The organism is Thermogemmatispora sp., from assembly GCF_019683635.1.
Taxonomy (GTDB): Bacteria; Chloroflexota; Ktedonobacteria; order Ktedonobacterales; family Ktedonobacteraceae; genus Thermogemmatispora.
Window position 1 is genome coordinate 18,830 of record NZ_JADGIA010000019.1, and the last position, 20,788, is coordinate 39,617.

Sequence of the window (20,788 nt, forward strand, 5' to 3'; positions counted from 1 at the left end):
CAGGTGACAGTTTGAACCCGAACCATCTTCGGCGAGCAGCGGAGTCCCTCCCTCTGCATCAGCTCCCGCACAGCGATGACGAACGAGAGAGCACAGTTCACGAGGAAGATGAAGCTTCCTGGAAGGAGGCGCGTCCCACCAGCGTTGTGCGCCGCTATCAGGTGTTAGCCGATGTGAAGACTGAGGTCGGGCGGGCTCGTGCCGATGCACTACCGGAGAGTAGTCTTGTCAGTACACGGCGTAGCGCTGCTCAACGTCAGAGTGAAACAAGAACACCCACGCCAGCGCGCCGCCGTGCCAGCGAGCGTCAGCCTGCGGTGAACCCGGCAGTCGCTGCGCCGGAGCGGGCGCGGGAGCGGCGCACCGAGGAACCGCTCCGGTCAGCACCGTCACCCCAGCAAGCCGGGAGGCGCTATCACTGGCTGCTGTGGCTGGGCCTCTTCTGGCTGGCGATGGTTATCGGCTGGGTCGTCCTGACCGCCCTGACCGGCTGGTGGCAGACCACGCTCGATGACTGGCGCTATGGGCGCCCACGCACCTTCCAGATCGATGCCGTGGTGGGGCATAACGATTCCCCCGCGAACCCGAGCCATTTTATTGCCTTGAATCTCAACCGCCACGTCGAGATTATCGAATTTCCTGGCGGCGATGCCACCAAAGCCCGTATCTATGTAGGGCCAGTACTGGTTGGGCCTGGGCAGGACCTGGCACCAGTGACTCTCAGCTTCCAGGATGTCAACGGCGATGGCAAGCCCGATATGGTTGTGACCATCGAAGGCAGCCACTTCTTCTTCATCAATGAGGACGGTTCCTTCCGCCCCGCTCGACCTGGCGAGCCACTCAGATTCACCTCTTCCTGATGTGGACCGATGTGGACCGCGCTTTCTCGGCCCCGGGGCGGGGTCCAGCGCCTCTCACCGGGAGAGAGCTGGTCAGGGCCAGCACCCTCTCCCCCGGCCCGGGAGGCAACGAGCCGCTTGGTGCTGCAGCGCACCTCTTTCTTGCCCTATCACAGGGCGAGCAAGCCCGACGAGAGTCAGCTGTCGCGCTCCGATGGAGCGGCTGCTCCCACAGCCTGCAGCGCTGGTGGCTGCCGATGCTGGTGACCTGGGAGCTGAAATTCGGGCACAACACTGACTTCTGCGGCAGCTGGGACGTGATAGACACGCCCTTCAGCGCTTTCCTTATTGGAAGGTTCAGGACGTAATGCGAGAATAGCGAAAATGATTATCCATGAAATGAGTAGTATCAGAAGCGTCCAATATATAATAGTTTGGCTTAGCAGAATAGCGAGACCGCTCATGGGCACATCCCTTAGAGATTTGGATACGCTGACATTCTCGTAGACGATAACCAGACGACAGCTTAACGATGGCTAGACCAAGGTACCGCCGTAATCGTTGGCTGCAGGTGTCGAGGGTTTCAAAAGGACAGAGGCGAGCTGGCCTCGCTCTGTCGAGCGTTGTGCCTTCTTCTCCCTCCTGTGCTGATAGACTTTAGAGAAGCAACCGACCGTGCAGACTCCCCAAGATTTACAAACGTATCCTGCTCTCAAAAGTTACGTAGGAGGAGAGCATTTTTCTCCCCTCGATAGGCGGTGGCCAGCGCGTATAAAATGCAGACCGCTGCTCCTGATGGCGAGGAATAGGTCTGCCGGCGCCTGGCCTGTGGAGAAAGTCGTGGTCCTGCTTGCCTCAGCATCCGCTGTCTGACAAGCAGGCGTGATCTCTCTAGTAAGATAGACCTGGGGAAAAGCACTGCTTTGACGGGCAGTGCTCAATCAAGCTGAATTGAGCGCCCCTTCCCTGCTTGTCTTCCCCTTGGGAGAGGAGCATAATAGAAGCGGATGCTTCCGGTGAAAGGTCGCCTGAGTCTGGTAAGGAGGGAGTGCATGGAGCGTGTTGACTGGCAGCGTGTTCGAGATATTCTCATTAGCATTGTCTGCATCTGTATTCTAGGTTGGTTAGGATGGAGCATTTCCGGCCTCTTTCTACATGCCCTGGTGCTGCTCCTGCTGGCCATGGCCATAGCTTTTCTTGTCTCGCCGCTTGTCGACAAGCTCCAGCGCTTTGGTCTGCCGCGCTCGCTGGCCACGCTGCTCGTCTACGTTGTAGTATTGGTAGTTGTCGGAAGTCTCTTCTACGCCTTGCTCTTTGCCCTCATCCGGCAGGCTCAGACCTTCTCGGTGACCATCCAGAATTATGCCTATCAGCTGCCTGAGCTGTCGGCGAAGCTGCAGAAATTTCTTGTTGACCAGGGCATTCCGCAAGAAAAGATCGACAGCGTCTTAACGCAGATCGAGGTACAGGCGACCGACTTCGCGCGTTCGCTGGTCAACAATATTCTGGGGTTTCTCTTCACCCTGACTGATCTCATTGTCAACGTTGTCCTGGTGACGGTCCTCAGCTTTTACCTGACCCTGGATGGCAAACGTATCCGCGACAGCCTTTTCAAGGTGGTGCCGCGGCGTTCGCTACCTCACTTTCTCCTCTTCGAAGATGCCCTCAATCGCGTCGTAGGCAACTATATCCGCGGTCAGTTGACGCTGGCGGTCATCATTGGGGTGCTGGCGGGGCTGGGCTGCGCCACTCCCTGGCTGGGACTCAAAGACTATGCCTTGATTGTGGGGGCCCTGGCCTTCCTCTTTGAGACCATCCCAATGGTCGGTCCGGCTCTGGCCTCGCTGCCGGCAGTGGCCATCTCCCTTCTCTTGCCCGAGCCATTTCCTCGCACCTTCGTGGTCATCAGCTACTTCGTGATCATCCAAATCGTGGAAAGCAATATCCTGGGTCCGCGCATCGTGGGCCATGCTGTAGGGCTGCATCCGGTGGCCTCGATCCTGGCCTTGATCATCGGCGCCCAGCTCTTCGGAGCCTTCGGTGCCCTGATTGCGACTCCAATTGTGGCCGCCGCCTGGGTGGTGGTCACCAGCATCTACCGCTCCCTGGTGAAGGGAGAGAGCGCCGAACAGATCTTGACCCCGCGCCGTCAGCCCTGGGTCTTACGTCGGCGCCGCGCTCAGCAGCAGCCGGGCCTGACCGGCGAAGCCAAGGTTGCTCATGGTCTGCGCACTACAGGGGAGGCAATCCTTGATCAAGGGATAAACCGTGTCAGCGCCGCTCCGGCTATCAAGAAGGGGATTGACCTGGAGGAGAAGATCGAACAGCTCGACCTTCTGCGCTCCTTCCCTGAGCCGCAGGAACAGCGCCACACGGTTGTTCAGGGTGAGCAACAGGAACAGGATGAACCTGTCGAACGCTAACAGGGGCAAGCGGACCGCTTTAACCAAGCGCCCCAAAAGCTTTGCGAATAGCGTCCTCGCCTTCTGGACTCACCAGTGCGAAGATCTCGTCATCTTCCTGGATCACGGTCTCGGCGTTGGGGATAATAGGCTGGTTATTCCGCACGATCAAAGCCAGGTTGCTATTGCGCGGCAGGTTGATCTCGCGTAGGGTCTTACCGATCGTGGGCGACTCCGCTGGTATGCGCAGTTCGACAAAGTCAAGGCCCGCCCTGCGTAGCTTCATGAGCGGCACAAAGCGTGTGGTAGGTATCTCCGCCTCGATGAGCGAGAGAATGGCTTTAGTTGGACTGACGGTGATATCGATGCCGAGTTTCTGAAAGATCTTTTCGTGCTTCGGGTTGTTGAGCCGGGCTATGGTGCGATTGACGTTAAAACGTCGCTTGGCCATCTGGCAGATGACCAGGTTGTCATCGTCTTCGCCGGTGACGGCGATGACCACATCCGCACGCTTGGCACCGGCATCTTCCATGACGCGCGCTTCGCAGGCATCGCCACGCACGACGGCCTCCCCCAGCTCTTCACTCAGCGCCTGGTAGCGCGCGGCGTCCTTCTCAAGGAGCAGAACCTCATGTCCCTGGTTCAGGAGCGTTTTGGTGAGGTAGTAGCCGATGTCGCCACCGCCTCCGATGATGATATACATAGAGCTATCCTCTATTGTTTCTCGTCTTGTCGCGCTGCTTTTGCCGCTGTAGGCTCGCTGAGGAGGACCTCAGCCAGCATCTGCGCCCCTATCGTTGTGGGACAGAAGGTCTCCAGTCCCAGCTCATGATAGGTGCGCTCCCGAATCGGGTCATAAATACGGCAGACGACTTTTTTAACGTGGAAGATCTCCTTGGCGATCTGGCTCGCCATAATGTTGCGATTATCGCCATTCGTGACTGCCGCGAAGGCGTCGGCTTCCTTGATACCGGCGCGGATCAGGATGTCCTCATCGACCCCGTTGCCCAGGATGGTCTCGCCCTTGAAGTCGGGGTCAAGACGCTGAAAGGCTTCGCTGCTATAGTCGATGACCGAGACCTGGTGACCCGCGCGATCCATCATATTGGCCAGCGTTGCGCCAACGCGGCCACAACCGAGGATCACTATTTTCACCTGTTGCCTCCTGATCTGTGGTGAGGGCTGGGGTCCCTCCAGCCAGTAGTACCAGCCTTGGCTCGCTGACTGACCAATGCCGCACCTCTCCGCTCGTGGACAGGTGCGCATAGCGGGGAAACCCACCAGACGATATTATATCATTGCTGTGCCAGCCTGTACGCTCTCCCTGACCGGGCCTTCTGCTGCCAGACTCCCCCGGAACGGGCTTCTCTCTTGTCGAGAGAGCTGAGCATGGTACAATAAGGCCCATGAAGCAAGGTTATCTCTTGAAGAAGATTGACGAGCGCCAGGTCTGGGATAGCTTTCTGGAGGAACACGACGGCCACCTGCTGCAAAGCTGGGGCTGGGGTGAGCTAAAGGCCGAGGCTGGCTGGCAACCCCTGCGTCTGGCGCTCTGCGAGCGGTCGACGGGACGCATGGTGGCTGCCGCTCAGGTGCTTTGCCGTGGCGCTCCCCAGATGCCGTACTGGTGTGGGCATCTGGCCTATATTCCTCGTGGCCCGGTGCTCGACTGGTCTCATGAGGAAAGCTGCAGCGCTTTCTGGACAGCCCTCCATCGCTTGCTGCGTCGACGTGGAGCCTTAGCCCTGCGTCTGGAGCCACCGCTGCTGGCCGGCACTGAGCTGGGAGAGCGAGTGACACGCCACCTGCTGACCTCCGGCTTCCGCCCTGTGCGCGCCATTCAGCCGCTGCGCACAATCATAGTTGATCTAGGCGCTGACGAGGAGACACTCCTGGCACGTATGAAGGAGAAGTGGCGCTATAATCTGCGTCTGGCCGCCCGACGAGGTGTCAGAGTGCGCGAGGCTCAGACCCTTGAGGATGTGCGCGCCTGGTATGAGCTATTGAAGATCACGGCAGCGCGCGATGGCTTTGGTATCCATCACTACGAGTACTATGAGCACGCCTGGCTGATTCTCGCTCCCCGCAATCAGCTTGATTTGCTGCTTGCCGAGTATGAGGGACAGCTCTTAGCTGGGATCTTTGTAGGACGCATGGGGCGTGAGGCGCTCTATCTCTATGGGGCCTCCAGCAATGAGCTGCGCCAGCTGATGCCCAATTATTTGCTTCAGTGGGAGGCAATGCGTCGGGCCCGCGCCGCTGGGGCTGTCCGTTACGATCTGTGGGGTATTCCTGAAACCGAAGACGAGTACGAGCCGCTGGCAGGTGTCTACCGCTTCAAGCGCGGCTGGGGTGGCGAGGTAGTACGCTTCCTCGGCGGCTACGAGTACGTTTATCGCCCGCTCAGCATGAACCTGGCGCGGCGCCTCCTTGGCCAGCGTCTTGCCCTCTAGGCAGACACCCGCTCTTTCTCTCGCTCTTCCCTGTATTGCCCTCCCCCTCAGCTCCATTGCGGCTTCTTCTGGCCTCGCCTCTCCCCAACCTGTCACCTTCAGGCTGGCTGATCCGTGTCTCTGGAAGAGAGAACCAGGCCGAGAGAACATGCTTTTGCTGAGCGGACGGCTGGTGAGGCGTGGCAGACATGTTCTCCCTCCCTGGACTTCTCTCTCAGAGAGATGTGGATCTTTCAGAAGTGGCTTGGAGGGCAAGAGCAGGTTACTCGCTAGCGAGACCTGCTCTGCCCTGTTGGCCTGCATAAGCGGTTTCACCTAAGGAGGCGACATGTCCGGCGAGCGTGGATGTTTATTCAATTCACTGCTCTTTCTCATAATCGTCTTTGTGCCAGTTGTTGGCCACATTATCGAGACATTCATGATTTTAGAGGATGATCATTCAACCGCTGGCAAGCTCCTCTGGCTGGCGGTTATCTGGTTCATCCCGTTCCTTGGGCCGTTTCTCTACCTGCTCTTTGGTCAGCGGCGTCATCATGTTGCCTTTGGCCAGCCGAGCTATGGGACGCGCTAAGACTGAGAAGGGAATGGGGGCGTGACAGATGGGGCCTCGCGCAGCATGGCCCACAGGCGCAGGCCCTGGCCGTGGGGAATCGGCGACTCGCTGACCACGCGGAAGCCATGCCTCTCGTAAAAGCCGACGTTGCGCGGATTCTGGGTTTCCAGGTAGCAAGGGAGGTGGCGGGCGTCGGCCTGCTGGAAGACAACCTTCAGCAAGGCGCTGCCGATGCCCTGGCCCTGGTAAGGGGGATCAACACCCAAGGCCCAAAGATACCAGTGTGGCCCATGTGTGTGCAGCGCATGCTGACGGGCGGCGTAGCGCTCGGCCAGGCCGATCCGCCAAAGGCTTCCCAGGCCGACGCGCAAGGGAGGAAAGCGCAGGCCGATGCTCAAGAGGCGCTCCAGTGTCGGGGTTGTCTCCCCGGGTGGTAGCCAGCAGGCGATCCCTTCCAGGCCCGGGGAGGCATAGACCTGACCGTAGCGCAGGCAATAGTGGACCGTCATGGCAAAAAGGCCGGGCAGCACAACGGCACGGCGCTTCTCCTCGGGGAGCACAAAAACCATCAGCGGATCACGTTGGAAAGCTCGTGCCAGAACCTGGCAAGCCTCGGCTGCCTGCTCCGCAGATAACAAGATTGGTTCAGATCTCGATTGATTCATAGCCTTCCTTTCGTCCTTCTCTTCGTGTCCATGCTAACCTGGCCTGCTCGTCTCCGCTCAGGTGGCAAGCAGCCTGGCGCGATCGGGAGGCAACCAGGCCGCAGAATAACCATTGCCATGCTGACCCTTGACAGCTCCAGCCATCTCCGCTATACTAACTAACAACTATAATGTACCCGAACAATTGAACCGACGCGGTTAGCGCTCTCATCAAGACGGGTGGAGGGAGACGGCCCTGTGAAGCCCGGCAACCCGCCAGCAGAGCTGCTGGCAAGGTGCCAATTCCGGCGGAACACTGTTCCGCAAGATGAGGGGAACCTGGCAATGATGCTAAAGACCCCTTTTCACAAAAAGGGGTTTTTTCTTGCCCCGCGTACCGGGCGGGTACGAGTGTGCTCACCAGTCGTCTAGCGGTCAAGCGAATCGAGAATAACGTTGACGAGGACGAGTAGACGTCGTGTGCGGCTACAGAGAGTCGGCGGTGCTGAGATGCCGGCGCTGCGGCGGCGTTGAAAATGCCCTCCGAGTTGCAGGTTGAAGGTCCGCGTTGGGCGGGCGAGTAGACTGTGCCGGGTGGCTCCGTTAAAAGCTGCAGTGTTGCGAGCGAGCTGCATCCTGGGCAAGACCCTGCCTCGGCTGGTTCGGTCAGCCAGGCAGCTGAGATCTGAGCCGGGCCAAGAGCAGCCAGGAAAAGGAAGTCGCCCGAGTTGTGCCACGCTCTGGTGCAAGGTCGTGGTTGAGCCTGGGGACCTGCGGCTTGGCAACACTCCAAGGTCAGCGTCGTGAGGCGCTGGCAAAACAGGGTGGTACCGCGAAGAGACTGTCCCTCGCCCCTGGGTAGGGTGAGGGTTTTTTTGTTCCCTTTTTGTTGCAAGGAGTGTGCACATGGTGGCTCGCGTCGAGCACAGCGTGGTGACAGGTACACAGCCTGCTCCTGTGAATCACTTGCAAAGCTATACCTTTGACTCGTTGCCGCTTCAGTACGGCGGCCATTTCGGCCCCGTAACGCTGGCGTACGAAACCTGGGGGCGCCTCAACGCGGCAGGCGACAATGCCATCCTGATTGCCCATGCCCTGACGGGCAGCTCGCATGCCCATGATCCTGAGCACCCGGACGACCCGAAGGCCGCCTGGTGGAACCCGCTGATCGGCCCGGGCCGGCCCTTCGATACGTCGCGCTACTTTGTCGTCTGCTCAAACGTGCTCGGCGGCTGCTATGGCAGTACCGGCCCTTCGTCGATCGATCCGAGCACAGGGCGACCCTACGGCATGCGTTTCCCGCTGGTCACGATCCGCGATATGGTCCATGCCCAGCGCCGCTTGATAGAGCACCTGGGCATTCGGCGCTTGATTGTGGCCGGTGGCTCGATTGGAGGACAGCAGGCGCTGGAGTGGGCAGTTTGCTACCCGGAACTGGTGGAGAAGGTCATCGTGGTGGCAGCGACGGCAGCGTTGACAGCCCAGGCTATTGCCTTCAGTGAGGTAGGACGCCAGGCCATTATGCTCGACCCGCGCTGGCAGGGTGGCGATTATCCACCCGGTCAAGGACCCGATGCCGGCCTGGCCATCGCGCGCATGCTTGGCATGATCACTTACCAGAGTGAAGAGGCAATGGAGCTGCGCTTCTCCCGTCGCCCGGCTCGCGCTGCTGAAGTGCCTTCACCGACCCGCACTCCAAGTCTGGGAAAGCGCTTCGATGTGGAGAATTATCTGTATTATCAGGGTAATTCCCTGGTGCGGCGCTTCGATGCCAATACGTATCTATATCTGAGCCGCGCAATGGATCTCTACGATGTCAGTGAGGGCTATTCTTCTCTCGATACGGCTCTTGCGCGTATTCGCAGCCGCGCGCTCTTTATTGGCATCCGCTCCGACTTTCTCTTTCCGGCGGCGCGAGTCCGCTGGCTGGCCGAGCGTGTTCGAGCGCTTGGGGGAGAGGCCACGTATGTTGAGCTGGATTCTCCTCATGGCCATGATGCTTTCTTGAAAGAGTGGGAGCAGATGAATGCTGCTCTGCGCTGGTTGGAAACCTGATCCAGCCCCGCGTTGCCGGGCGCCTGTTCCCTTGTCCGAAGCGTTGTTGGTTCTTCCGTCCGTCCCTACGGTGGCGGCCTGTCGTTAGATCTGGTTTTCTCAGGAGTAGATTCTCTCATGGCACTGAACAGCAATCGTAGTTATGGTTTTGAGACGTTGGCGTTGCATGCAGGTCAGGAAACGGCTGATAGCGCCACTGGTGCCCGGGCCGTTCCTATCTATCAAACAAGCTCGTTCGTGTTCGATAGCCCGGAGCACGCTGCCGATCTTTTTGCGCTGCGCAAGTTCGGCAATATCTACACGCGCATTATGAATCCTACCCAGGACGCCTTCGAGCGCCGGATCGCAGCGCTGGAGGGTGGTGTGGGGGCGCTGGCAACCGCTTCCGGCCAGGCGGCGGAGACGCTGGCCATTCTGACCATTGCTGAGGCAGGCGATGAGGTGGTCTCCTCCACCAGCCTCTACGGCGGCACCTATAATCTCTTCCGCTACACGTTGCCGAAGCTCGGCATCACGGTGCGCTTCGTCGATAGTCGTCACCCGGAGCAGTTCCGTGCTGCGATCACTGAGCGCACCAAGGCGATCTACGCTGAGGCTCTGGGCAATCCCCGGTTGGACATGCTCGATATCGAAGCTGTAGCTGCCATTGCTCATGAGCATGGTGTCCCCTTAATTGTTGATAATACCTTGCCCACGCCCTATTTGTTGCAGCCGCTCAAGCATGGGGCCGATATTGTAGTTCATTCAGCAACCAAGTTCATTGGCGGACATGGCACCTCCATCGGCGGGGTGATTGTCGATGGCGGCAAGTTTGACTGGAGCAATGGGCGCTTTCCGGCCTTTACTGAGCCTGACCCTTCTTATCATGGCCTGCGCTATGTCGAGGCCTTTGGGCCGCTAGCCTACATTATCAAGGCCCGTGTGCAGCTGATGCGCGATATAGGCGCCTCCATCAGCCCTTTCAATTCCTGGCTTTTCCTGCAAGGTCTGGAGACCCTGCCCCTGCGCATGGAGCGTCACAGCCAGAATGCCCTGCGTATCGCTGAGTTTTTAGAAGGTCACCCGGCGGTGAGCTGGGTCAGCTACCCTGGTTTGCCCAGTCATCCTCAGCATGAGCTGGCTGTGCGCTATCTAACGCATGGTTATGGGGCTATTCTGGGCTTCGGCATCAAGGGAGGGCTGGAGGCCGGTAAAATGCTGATCCGCCATGTAGAGCTGTTCTCTCATTTGGCGAACGTGGGCGATGCCAAGTCGCTGATCATCCATCCGGCCAGCACCACTCATTCGCAGCTGACACCCGATGAGCAGCTGGAAACAGGCGTGACCCCCGATTTTATCCGCCTTTCGATTGGGCTGGAGACGGTTGAGGATCTGATTGAGGATCTGGATCAGGCGTTGCGAGCGGTCTCGACTAAGCTCGGCGAGCCGCTTGGTGTTGCGTAGGACGAAGCGAGGCAAGCAAGAGGTGCCTCGCCTGGGAGATAAAGGGTGATTGTCAATGGATGTTGAGTGTTCGCTCTGTGTGCTAAAGTTCGGTGGTACCTCTGTTGGCAGTGGCGATCGTATTCGCCGCGTTGCTCAGATTGTGGCTCAGGCGGCCAGTAAAGCTCTCAACGAGGCTGCGCCTTTTCCCGTCGTTGTGGTCTCAGCGATGTCGGGCATTACGGATCAGCTGCTGCGCATCGCCCATCATGCCCGGCGTGGTGAGAGCCGCGAATGGCGTCGCGAGTTGGCGGCTCTACGTGAGCGACATCTGCAGGCCGCTGAGAAGGCTGTCCTTGATGGAAAGCGTCTGGCAGAGCTGAACGCTGCTCTAGAGCAGGCGCTGGCCGGGCTGGAGCGTGAGGCCGCTGGCTGCGAGGACTATGTTGACGCAGTGGCTGCCTGGGGAGAGCGCCTGTCAGTGCTCTTGCTGGCTGCCGCCATCAATGATCTCAGCCTGCCGGGAGTAACAGCAGCCCCGGTGCGTGAAGAGGTCATTGTAACGGGAGAGCCGCAGGGCAGCGCGCCGAGCGAGCCGGGCGCTGTCATTGGCGCAGAGCCTCTGGAAGAGGAAACGCGTGAGCGTGCGCAGCTGTTGCTCCAGCCACTGCTCCAGAAACGGATGGTACCGGTGGCGCCGGGCTTCATCGGGCGCACGCGTGCTGGTCTGGTCACAACCCTGGGGCGCAACGGCTCCGACTATTCTGCGACCGTCATTGGGGCCGCCATTGACTGCGGCGAGGTGGCTATCTATACCGATGTGGACGGGGTTATGTCTGCCGATCCGCGCATCGTTGCCAATGCGCGTCTGCTGCCGGCCTTGACCTATGCGGAGGCGGCGCGCCTCTCCTGGTTTGGCGCGAAAGTCTTGCATCCGCGCACCCTGATCCCGGTAGCCCAGCGCAATATCCCCGTGCGCGTGCGTAACACCTTCCGTCCTCAGATGCAGGGCACGCTCATTGGACCAGAAGGCAAGTATCACAGCGGCGCTACGGCCATTACTGTACGGCGGCGTCTGGCTCTGGTGACTGTTGAGAGTACCAACATGTTTGGTGCGCCCGAGAACGCTGGTCAGGTCTTTGCCCTGGCGGCTCATGTCGGGGCGGCCCCCGTGGCCATCTGCTCCTCCTCTGGTCATCATCTCTCGTTCATGGTCGAAGAGCAGGCCGCGGCCTCGGTCGTCTCCTTGCTTCAGCACGACCTGGGTCACTGGCGAGTGAGCTGTCGCCCGGGCCTGGCGACCTGTGCCTGCCTCGGCTCTGGTTTCACGAGCGATCCAATGAGTCCAGCCCGGGCCATCAGCGCGCTAGCGCGCGAGCGTATTCCTATTATCTCCCAGGGTGCTTCCGAGCAGGGCATTATTCTCATCATTGAGGATGGCGACAGCGAGCGTGCTCTGCGCTGCCTCCATCGCGATTTGATCGCGCCGGTGATTCCTCTGGTGCGCCATCCGGCTCATGGAAAGCGTCTGGAGGCGCTGAAAGCCCGCTAGGATAGAGAGGACGCGCGAGTAGAAGGCATGGGCAAAGGAGGATGCCTTGACGATGCAACAGATACAACAACGTCTTCCGGTGGCGGTGCTCGGGGCGACTGGCATGGTAGGGCAGCGCTTTATCGAGCTATTACAAGGCCATCCCTGGTTTGAGCTGGTAGCCCTGGCGGCCTCTGACGTGCACGGGGGCCGCCCCTATGGCGAGGTAGCGCGCTGGCGTCTTGGGGGCAGCATGCCGGAGCAGGTAGCCCGACTGCCGGTTTTGCCTTGTCGTCCGGAGGCTCTGCCCGAGGTCAAGATTGCCTTCTCGGCCCTGCCGGCTGAGATTGCTGGCGAGGTCGAGGCCGCTTTTGCACAGGCTGGCGTGGCCGTCTTCAGCAATGCCAAGACCTATCGGATGGAACCCGATGTGCCGCTGTTGGTTCCCGAGGTCAATGCTGAGCATGCCCTGGCTATCCAAGAGCAGCGCAAACGCCGGGGCTGGAGCGGCTGCATTGTGACCAACCCCAATTGTTCGGCCACCCCGTTGGTGATGGCGCTCAAGCCCTTGCAGCAAACCTTTGGCATACGGAAAGTTCTGGTCACGACGCTGCAGGCGATTTCGGGAGCTGGCTATCCGGGTCTACCTTCCTACGATATTCTCGACAATGCCATCCCCTTCATCTCTGGTGAGGAGCCGAAGGTTGAGAGCGAGACGCTCAAGATGCTGGGCGAGTGGCGTGAAGCGGGTGGTTTCAGCATGGCGCCATTGATTGTGAGCGCGCATTGCAATCGTATTGCCACGCGCGAAGGCCATCTGGAATGCGTGAGTGTCGAGCTGGAGCATCAGGCCTCGCCTGAAGAGGTGATCGCGGCCTGGGAACATTTCCTGCCTGAACCTCAACGTCTGCAGCTTCCAAGCGCCCCTGTGCCGCCGCTGATCTATCGTCGCGAGGAAGATCGTCCACAGACACTGCATGATCGCGATGCAGGTCGAGGAATGGCGGTCACTCTGGGGCGCCTGCGTCCCTGTCCCATCTTGGGCTATAAATTTGTCGCGCTGGGCCATAATACCATCCGCGGTGCGGCGGGCGGCTCCCTTTTAAATGCGGAGCTGTGTGTCAGCAAGGGCCTGCTTTGAGAGCGTCTGGCTTCGGCTGAGCAGAGAGCGGGACGGACTAAAGAGCGAGCCGGCGAGCCAGGAACTGAGGATTTCCGGGTTCGCCGGCTTTGCACTTCAGCCTGCCTCTCCCTCTGGCCGGCGGCAGGCCGGGATTATTGACCTGTCGCTGCCAGTGTGGCCTGGGTGCGAATCAGATCGGGAATCAGGTATTGGGCATTGGGGCTGCCTAGCCCGGTCACGGCATCCCAACCTGTTCCAGCAAGGTAGCCAGGAACATTCACCCCCTGGTGAACGCTGTTATCCCCCACGGTAATATCGTGGAAATCGCGCTGATAGTTCGCGGAGGTTGCCAGCGTATACAGGGCTGGATTCAGAAAACCGAGTGGGTGACCGGCCATCTGATTGGCAATCGCCGCCAGCGCGGCCCACATGGGAGCGGAGGCGCTGGTCCCGCCGACCGTCTCCCAGACGCCGTTGAAGTAAAAAGCCAGATTAGTGCCCGGATCGGCAGCAGCGGCCACGTCGGGAACCCCACGCCGGCCCTGGAACGCTGCCTGCGCAGACGAGGGCAGCAACTTCTGATAGGATGGCTCCGAGAAAAGGGCGCTGAAGCCGCCGCCGCTCTGGCTCCAGCCAATTTCGTGAATCTGGGTCCCCTGGCGCAGCAGCGTTGTCCCTCCAACACTGGTTACCCAGGGCACATCGGCGGCGAAACTGGTCGTGGCCTTGGGCGAGAGCCGCGACATATTTAAATCGGCGTAGTCAGTGGCGCCTTGGTCTCCCGACGAGCTAAAGAAAGTCATATGCTCCTCTAACGTTGCCTTCTGGAGCAGGGTGTTCCACTTTTGCACCTCCTGCCGACCTGCGGCATCCTCCAGGGTTACCTCGGAAGCGCCCCAGCTTTGGGAGACAATCGTGCCCAGGTGGTGATCGATAGCATACTGGATCAGCTGGCGGAACTCGGGCAGTCCAACTGTGCCTTCCGTTTCGGCAACCGGGCTGACCAATACCACAATATTAGCCTCGGGGGCCAGAGCATGGATGATCTCTACATCGAGTTCGGTTTCTCCGGCCCAGCCGCTCTTATCGTGGTGGGGATCGTACTCTGCCTTCTGGATCGGCTGGATCACTTGAACCTTGGTGAGCGGCAGCTGAAAGCGACGGCTGAAGACATCGAGATCCTGTTGCAGGGTGGGACTACCGAACGAGACGATGTCAATAATGGTCTGGCCTTTACCGGTGTAGCCGCGCTGGATTAACGGCTCGAAGCCGTAGTATTGGCGAAGCTGGAGGGGAGTATAGCAGGTTACTTCGGAGCTGAAGAGGATAGGAGGGCAGCGCTCGGCTGCTGCGCTGGGGGTGGGAGCGCGCGGCGTAGCGGTCGCTGTAGAGGTTCTCTGTGAGCCTCCACTGATCCCAGGCAGACCCGTGCAGCCGCTGAAGGCAAGCCCGAGGGTGAAGGATATCAGTATCAACAGCTTGAGGAAAGGCTTTTGTTGGCCGTGGCCTTGCATCCCGCTCTCCTTCTGAAAAATATCCCTGTCTGCCGTGCTATGCCATGAGTGGGCGCCAACAGCGCAGCATCCCATAGCGGTTCACTGCAGCCCGATGCGAAAGCAGTATATCCTGATGAGCCAAAAAGGTCAATTCTTCTTCATAGTAGTTCCTCGTCCCTCAAAGGATGCCATCCGCCTGACGGCAAGAAGCGGCTATCGGACAGCCTGGTAGCGGTGGGAAGCTGACGAGAAGCAGGCGGTTAAGAAGACACCTACCGTGCGGTACTATGGTCCTAACAGTAGCAAGGCGCGCTTGACCGCTATCCTCTTTTCAGAGTACATTCAGGCATGATGACATAGAAAGATATCAATAAGAAGGCGCGCAACAACGCGGCTCATATTTTCAACGATAGGAAAGCAGCATGCTATCATTTAAGGACCGTCAAGACAGAGTCGCAGAAACGCAAGAACGAGCTGAGGAGCCGATTCGTATCCCTGGGCTAGTCACCCAGTTGTCGCCGGTTGAGCAACTCGCCTTTCCGGCTCAGTCGGTCTCCCTACCCGGTGCGACTGACCTGAGCGATGGCCGGCAGACGCCTCTCCCGGAGGTCGCGGGCGAGGAGGAAGAGAAGCAAACGGCCTTGCTGCCAGTAGCCAGAGCTGGGGAGGGGGCGGAGTACGCTACGCCCGAGACAGGGCAATTGCCAGAACTGCAGACGGCCCTGCTGCCGTTGGTCAGCTCCGCCAGCGCGAGCACGGCGCGTTCCCCGCTCATCATTCGTGGCGATGGCAAAAAAGCGCTCAGGCGTCAGGATGGGGCGCAGCGGCTTCCACGCAAGCGCTGGCATGTCCATGCGGCGGTCCTGGTCCTGGTTGCGCTGATTCTCACTGGTACCCTGCTCACGGTGCTGCCCGAGAGTCCTGTAGGAGCGCGGAGTGGGGGTGGACTCTTCCAGTCCATTATGAGCATGATCCCAAGCAACAGCGGCAGTTCCAGCACGCTGGATCTGGCCGCGATGCGCGCCGCCACGGCGACAGCTATTGTTCGTAGTGGGGTTGGTTACGATCCCGGTCCGAGCAACCCGACTGGCACAACATCGGGGCCAGTTGTTGGCAGCAACTCGGGTGACCCTTTCCCATACGGCCAGTGCACCTATTGGGCCGATTACCGCTATCACCAGCTGACAGGGGTGTGGGTGCCCTGGGGTGGCAATGCCGATGAGTGGGTGGCGGGAGCCAGGGCCAATGGCTGGATTGTCTCAACTCAGCCGCATATCCCCTCCATCGTTGTCTTGATGCCTGGCGTCCAGGGCGCGAATATCTATTATGGCCACGTTGCCGTCGCCGAGAGCCTGACTTCCGACGGCGGTGTCTACACAAGTAATATGAACTGGTACGCCAATGGCGGTGGCTGGGGAATCGTCTCCTACTATACGTTCTACCCCGGCAGCGGCGTCTACTTTGTCTGGATCTAGCCGCCAGACTTGCTGCGGGTAGCCTGGATGGATGGACCGTGCCAGCTGAAGCCAGCCCAAGCTCTGGCTGACTAAGCGGGCACACCGCCTGGATTTAGCTCACACGATAGCAGGAGGAGAGGCCGGTCGGGCAAGACAGACCAGCCTCTCCCTTTGTGCTCTCCTGACTCGCTGCCGTTTTCAATGCCTCTCGCTCCGTGTACATCGATCCATAAGCTGCTTGTTCTTTCTATGACTCCACTCCCCTGCGCCTTTCTCCCCTGCCAGACCTCGCTGAGCGTCCACTCCCTCTGGCCATGCCGCTCCATTCTCTCCTCGTGCTTGCCAGTCCTTCTGACAGCCTGACGACGCTGGCGGTCGCTGGAATTTCCCTTCAAATACAGATACAAGAGTTAATTAATGTCTGCTTGCTATTTAATATACTTTTGGTACAATATTCCTACCTGGCAGCAAGAATGCCTTGACCGTCAGCGGCCTACTGAGTAGAGTCAGACACATACCGAAGGCAACAGGTCTTACTCTAGCCAGATCGGGGAGTGTGTATGTCATGGTTGAAGGGTAGTCGAGACAGGACCGGTGGAGCGAGAATAGCGCAGCAACAGGCTGGCGAGCGGATCGGGGTGAATGGAGGTCCAGCGATGCTGGCCGAACGACAGTCTTCCCTGTCGGCCTCAGCGGCGGTTGATGGTTGCCCGCCGCTGACCCAGACTGTAGAAAAAGCGCCGCTCAAGCCGTCGACGGAAGGAGACAGACCGTCAGCCGTTTTGCCAGTGGTGCACAGTCCGGGGCGTCCCCCGCTGGTCATTCACGGCTCGCCGGCGGGAGGCAGCGGAGGAGGGCCGCCGGAACCGCGCCGACGCTGGTGGTTCCAGCTTGTCACCCTGAGTCTGGTCATATTGATGCTTCTGATAACGCTAATAAATGTTTTGCCGATAGGGCCGGGAGACGGCGGCCAAGGTTTCAACCCGCTGCGCTCGGTCATCAGCTTCATTCGCAATGGCCAGGACAACACCTATCAGATCGGACCCCAGGCGGCCACGGCTACGGCTGTCACGCAAGATGGCTACGACAGTGGGCCACTGCACTATCCCGGGCTGCCCTTGCAGCCGACAGAGGGGGATTTGAACCGTTTTGCCTATGGGCAGTGCACCTACTGGGCCAACCTCCGCTATCACGAGCTGACCGGCTACTGGGTGCCCTGGCAAGGAGATGCCTACCAGTGGGTAGCGGGAGCTGAGCAATACGGTTGGGTGGTCTCTTCACAGCCGCACGTTCCCTCGATTATCGTCTTGCAGCCAGGTGTACAGGGGGCAAGCGCCTATGGGCATGTAGCTGTAGTAGAGCGGATCAATCCCGATGGCAGCGTCTATACCAGTAACTACAACTGGTATGCCAATGGCGGCTGGAATCGTCTTTCCTATGCTACCTTCTATCCTGGCCCTGGCGTAGCCTTCGTCTGGCACCCATGATGCTCAGAGAGTCAGCTGGGCTGCTCAGCGGCTGACTCTGCCTCTATCTCCGCCCGGCTCTGCCAGCCGCGGCCAGCCGTGCGAAGCGTGCGCTGCGGCCAGCAGTGGACCGCGCTCATCAACTGGCCTCTTGCTTTGCTTCAGGGGCGACTGATTCGTCAACGCCCCCTGTTTGCCAGCCAGGAACATTGCGCACCCTTGCGAGAGAGACATACAATATGGCTGGGTCCGCTGTTATCAGGCGGGCGCAGACAGAAGGTCAGGCGAGCGAGCCAGCTGGCGATGCCGCCTGCCTGGCGATGCTGCCTGCAGTCGGCGGCATCCTGAACTCGCAAAAAAACTGATCTGGAGAGGAAAGCCCGATGCGCACCAAGATAACCATTGTTGGCGCCGGTTTTGTTGGAAGCACGCTCGCACAGCGTCTGGCAGAGCGCGACTATGCCGACGTAGTGATGTATGATATTGTGCCCAATATGCCGCAGGGCAAAGCACTGGACATGCTCCAAGCCGGCCCCGTTCTTGGCTATGATAGCCTCATCGTTGGCACCAACGATTATGCCGACACCGCCAACTCCGACCTGGTCGTAATCACCTCCGGCTTCCCGCGCAAGCCTGGCATGTCGCGCGATGATCTGCTGCGTAAGAATCAGGAGATCGTCACCCAGGTTGTGCAGGAAATCATCAAATACTCGCCCAACTGCATGCTCATCGTCGTCACCAACCCGCTGGATGCCATGGCCCAACTGGCCTACCATGTCAGCGGCTTCCCCCGCAATCGTGTCGTAGGAATGGCCGGAGTCCTCGACACCGCGCGTTTCCGCACCTTCATCGCCCAGGAGCTAAACGTCTCCGTGCGCGATGTCCAGGCTTACGTCCTCGGTGGCCACGGTGACACAATGGTCCCACTGGCTCGCATGTGTACGGTCGCGGGTGTGCCCATCTCGCAGCTGTTGCCTGCTGAGCGGATCGAGCAGATTATTCAGCGCACACGTGACGGCGGAGCGGAGATTGTCAACTTGCTCGGGACCGGCAGCGCCTATTTTGCTCCGTCGGCGGCAGTGCTGCAGATGATCGACTCGATCGTCCTGGACAAGAAGATGATCATGCCCTGCTCGGCCTACCTGCAGGGCGAATATGGTATTCAGAACCTCTTTGTCGGCGTCCCTGTGAAGCTCGGAGCTAACGGTGTGGAGCAGATCATCGAGCTAGAGCTGACAGAGGACGAGCGTGCCCTCCTGCATAAGTCGGCAGCGGCTGTGCAGGAACTCGTTAAGGTCATGGGCATTTAGCTATCCTCCGCGAGCAAGAGGGAGGTCATGTCAGAGGGCGGCAGGGCCGTCTAGCCTCCATCACTGCAGAGACGGGCGGCCCTGCCCTACCGGTAAGGAGAAGGTAGAGCTGAACCGGTGTGCAACCGTGCAGCTAATCCTCTTCCGCTTCCCTGTCTGGTTCATCCACCGCTGCCGAAGGAGGCTCCGCCCAGGTGGCACCCTCCTGATGGGCCGCTTCTTGCTCGCCCGAGGCACCAGCAACCACTAGAACGTACTCGCCTCGCAGCTTCTCCTGAGCGATTGTCTCTAGCAGAGAAGAGAGCGTCCCACGATAGACCTTTTCGAACATTTTGGTTAACTCATTGGCGAGAGCTGCTGGGCGATCGCCAAAGACCTCCAGGGCATCACGGAGGAGGTCAGTAAGCCGATACGGGCTTTCATAGTAGATAAGTGTGTAAGGCAAGTGACGATCAGCCTCCAGAAAACGCCGCCGCCGACCCGCCTTGCGAGGGGGGAAGCCTCGGAAAGTAAAGCTGTGCACCGGGAGGCCGGAAAGAACAAGGGCCATGACGAAAGCGGCAGGTCCGGGAATCATCGTCACCGGAATGCCGGCCTGGATGGCCCGCTGGACCAGAGTGTAGCCCGGGTCGGAGATGCCGGGTGTGCCAGCACTGGTTACTAGAGCCACTGACTTCCCCTGCTTGAGAAGGGCCTCAATCTGCCGTCCTGCTCGCTCCTCGTTGTGCTCATAGAAAGCGAGCAGTGGCTTGTGAATATCGTAATGCCTCAGAAGGATAGATGTCTTACGGGTATCTTCAGCGGCAATGACATCGACGCTGCGCAGAACCTCTAAGGCCCGCAAGGTAATATCGCCGAGATTGCCGATCGGAGTCGCGACGAGATAGAGTGTACTCATGCACTATGTCCACCTGTTATGAAACTGGCAGAGAGTTGGAGACTGCAGCCAGGCTAGCATCAGTGTACCAGTGCCACGGCTGGCTGGGCCAGACCGGGCTAGGAGCAATCAGGCGCACTGGCGGCAAAACCCCATTAGTAATATTGGGAGGGTCAGATAGGAGCTGACCGACCTGAAGCGTTGTAGTAAATGACAGTCTTGTGGCCATGCCAGAGGGCTGGGGCGGCGGAAACATGGTCGGCTGGTTGCTTGCCGTGGGGGATACGGCAGGAGGCTAATGGTCACTGCCAGCGCTGGCGCAGTGACTGAGTGCGACGGTGGAAAGGTGGAGAGAGAGATCCAATCTCGCTCTGATTGCAAGGGAAAAGTAAAACGAGCATTGATCATAACTCTGACTCGGAACCGATGCTTAACTGCTCAAGAGTATGCTGAAATATTGGCCGGCCAGAGAGATTATAATCGAGAGAGAGACTGTTTCGCTAGCACTGTAATCGTTGGACTTATTCCAGGTCTGAATGTGGGAAGGCTACCCCCTTTGAAGATCAAGGCGCTGGCACTCGCAAAGCATTTAGCTATTGTTGTATAATGATAGAGGAGCTAAGCTTTGCTGGCAGCGTAGTTGCATCTCAAATATATGAATTTTGTATTCAAATCAAAAGGGAACAGGCCGTATTTTTGCTGCTCCTGAATCAGGCTAAAAAGTTAACCTCCTAGGGACAATCAGGCTAGAGAGAAGTACCCATACAGAGAGAACCTATCTGGCTACTCCTTAAACTAATAATGCACGATATATTGACCTCGTGCCCTAAGTATGATAGAGTAGACTTGATGTTTTGCTGAGACTGCTCATCCCTGGATGTTGATACATCCCTTGCTTACTAATTCGCTGCAGCTTGTACAAGCCTGTGGAAAAACCGCTGCTCGGCCATTTAGCCAACCAGCCAGGGATGGCAGTGTGGCAGCATCCAACGGACCTGGTGCATGGTCTGGGGCAGCCATCGGCAGGTCAGGCTGTGGTGCCCTGCATGTGCCGGCCAGACAAGCAAGCATACTTTCGAGAGAGCAAGCGGAATCTCGGAAAGGAAAGTCCTTATGCCGTCGACAGAAACTGCGAACGTGGGTAAAGCGGTTGCTGCCCG

Annotated in this window: 17 protein-coding genes and 1 riboswitch; of the genes, 11 read left to right on the top strand and 6 right to left on the bottom strand. The window is 59.0% G+C overall.

What is annotated here, in order from left to right; all coding sequences use genetic code 11:
* The first annotated feature begins 11 nt into the window (after positions 1–11).
* Both IRZ31_RS03995 and IRZ31_RS04000 read left to right on the top strand, forming a co-directional pair.
* Positions 12–860, top strand: coding sequence for a VCBS repeat-containing protein (locus IRZ31_RS03995; RefSeq protein WP_297149812.1), 849 nt, complete (start codon positions 12–14; stop codon positions 858–860).
* 1,031 nt (positions 861–1,891) lie between these two features.
* Positions 1,892–3,262, top strand: a complete 1,371-nt coding sequence (locus tag IRZ31_RS04000) for an AI-2E family transporter (RefSeq protein WP_297149815.1) — start codon at positions 1,892–1,894, stop codon at positions 3,260–3,262.
* A 19-nt stretch (positions 3,263–3,281) separates the two neighbouring features.
* Here the strand turns inward: IRZ31_RS04000 and IRZ31_RS04005 are convergent, their stop codons facing one another.
* A complete protein-coding gene (locus IRZ31_RS04005; RefSeq protein ID WP_297149818.1) occupies positions 3,282–3,944 on the bottom strand; it encodes a TrkA family potassium uptake protein in 663 nt (220 codons plus the stop codon).
* Between the two features lie 11 nt (positions 3,945–3,955).
* A complete protein-coding gene (locus tag IRZ31_RS04010; RefSeq protein ID WP_297149821.1) occupies positions 3,956–4,507 on the bottom strand; it encodes a TrkA family potassium uptake protein in 552 nt (183 codons plus the stop codon).
* A gap of 140 nt (positions 4,508–4,647) precedes the next feature.
* Between IRZ31_RS04010 and IRZ31_RS04015 the strand changes: the two genes are divergently transcribed.
* Together IRZ31_RS04015 and IRZ31_RS04020 are read left to right on the top strand one after the other, a co-directional pair.
* Positions 4,648–5,694, top strand: a complete 1,047-nt coding sequence (locus tag IRZ31_RS04015) for a peptidoglycan bridge formation glycyltransferase FemA/FemB family protein (RefSeq protein WP_297149824.1) — start codon at positions 4,648–4,650, stop codon at positions 5,692–5,694.
* Positions 5,695–6,022: 328 nt separating this feature from the next.
* Positions 6,023–6,265 (top strand): PLD nuclease N-terminal domain-containing protein, encoded by a 243-nt coding sequence (locus IRZ31_RS04020; RefSeq protein ID WP_297149827.1) that lies wholly within the window; start codon positions 6,023–6,025, stop codon positions 6,263–6,265.
* Here IRZ31_RS04020 and IRZ31_RS04025 read toward each other — a convergent pair.
* Both IRZ31_RS04025 and IRZ31_RS04030 read right to left on the bottom strand, forming a co-directional pair.
* Positions 6,262–6,912: a GNAT family N-acetyltransferase gene (locus IRZ31_RS04025; RefSeq protein ID WP_297149830.1), complete on the bottom strand. Its 651-nt coding sequence runs from the start codon at positions 6,910–6,912 to the stop codon at positions 6,262–6,264. The two genes, IRZ31_RS04020 and IRZ31_RS04025, sit on opposite strands and share 4 nt — an antisense overlap.
* 204 nt (positions 6,913–7,116) lie before the next feature.
* A riboswitch (SAM riboswitch) is annotated at positions 7,117–7,226 on the top strand.
* Between the two features lie 93 nt (positions 7,227–7,319).
* Entirely contained in the window at positions 7,320–7,526 is a 207-nt protein-coding gene (locus tag IRZ31_RS04030; protein WP_297149833.1) for a hypothetical protein, read from the bottom strand.
* 271 nt (positions 7,527–7,797) lie between these two features.
* On the opposite strand from IRZ31_RS04030, the gene IRZ31_RS04035 reads away from it, so the two are divergent.
* The 4 genes from IRZ31_RS04035 to asd all read left to right on the top strand — a co-directional run bounded on the left by IRZ31_RS04035 (position 7,798) and on the right by asd (position 13,040).
* The gene (locus tag IRZ31_RS04035; RefSeq protein WP_297149836.1) at positions 7,798–8,946 is read left to right on the top strand and encodes a homoserine O-acetyltransferase; all 1,149 of its coding nucleotides are present in this window, start codon (positions 7,798–7,800) and stop codon (positions 8,944–8,946) included.
* Positions 8,947–9,063: 117 nt separating this feature from the next.
* Positions 9,064–10,389 (top strand): homocysteine synthase, encoded by a 1,326-nt coding sequence (locus tag IRZ31_RS04040; protein WP_297149840.1) that lies wholly within the window; start codon positions 9,064–9,066, stop codon positions 10,387–10,389.
* 55 nt (positions 10,390–10,444) lie between these two features.
* Positions 10,445–11,920: an aspartate kinase gene (locus tag IRZ31_RS04045; RefSeq protein ID WP_297149843.1), complete on the top strand. Its 1,476-nt coding sequence runs from the start codon at positions 10,445–10,447 to the stop codon at positions 11,918–11,920.
* 52 nt (positions 11,921–11,972) lie between these two features.
* Positions 11,973–13,040 (top strand): aspartate-semialdehyde dehydrogenase, encoded by a 1,068-nt coding sequence (gene asd / locus IRZ31_RS04050; RefSeq protein ID WP_297149846.1) that lies wholly within the window; start codon positions 11,973–11,975, stop codon positions 13,038–13,040.
* Between the two features lie 134 nt (positions 13,041–13,174).
* Here the strand turns inward: asd and IRZ31_RS04055 are convergent, their stop codons facing one another.
* Complete coding sequence (locus tag IRZ31_RS04055) at positions 13,175–14,536, bottom strand: S53 family peptidase (protein WP_297149848.1); 1,362 nt, start codon at positions 14,534–14,536, stop codon at positions 13,175–13,177.
* Positions 14,537–14,940: 404 nt separating this feature from the next.
* On the opposite strand from IRZ31_RS04055, the gene IRZ31_RS04060 reads away from it, so the two are divergent.
* The 3 genes from IRZ31_RS04060 (at position 14,941) to mdh (ending at position 18,751) form a co-directional block, all read left to right on the top strand.
* Positions 14,941–15,993 (top strand): CHAP domain-containing protein, encoded by a 1,053-nt coding sequence (locus IRZ31_RS04060; protein WP_297149851.1) that lies wholly within the window; start codon positions 14,941–14,943, stop codon positions 15,991–15,993.
* 542 nt (positions 15,994–16,535) lie between these two features.
* Positions 16,536–17,462, top strand: coding sequence for a CHAP domain-containing protein (locus IRZ31_RS04065; protein ID WP_297149855.1), 927 nt, complete (start codon positions 16,536–16,538; stop codon positions 17,460–17,462).
* A 362-nt stretch (positions 17,463–17,824) separates the two neighbouring features.
* Positions 17,825–18,751, top strand: a complete 927-nt coding sequence (mdh, locus tag IRZ31_RS04070; RefSeq protein ID WP_297149857.1) for a malate dehydrogenase — start codon at positions 17,825–17,827, stop codon at positions 18,749–18,751.
* 133 nt (positions 18,752–18,884) lie between these two features.
* On the opposite strand, the gene rsmI is transcribed toward mdh, so the two are convergent.
* Positions 18,885–19,649: a 16S rRNA (cytidine(1402)-2'-O)-methyltransferase gene (gene rsmI / locus IRZ31_RS04075; protein ID WP_297149860.1), complete on the bottom strand. Its 765-nt coding sequence runs from the start codon at positions 19,647–19,649 to the stop codon at positions 18,885–18,887.
* Positions 19,650–20,788: the final 1,139 nt, after the last annotated feature.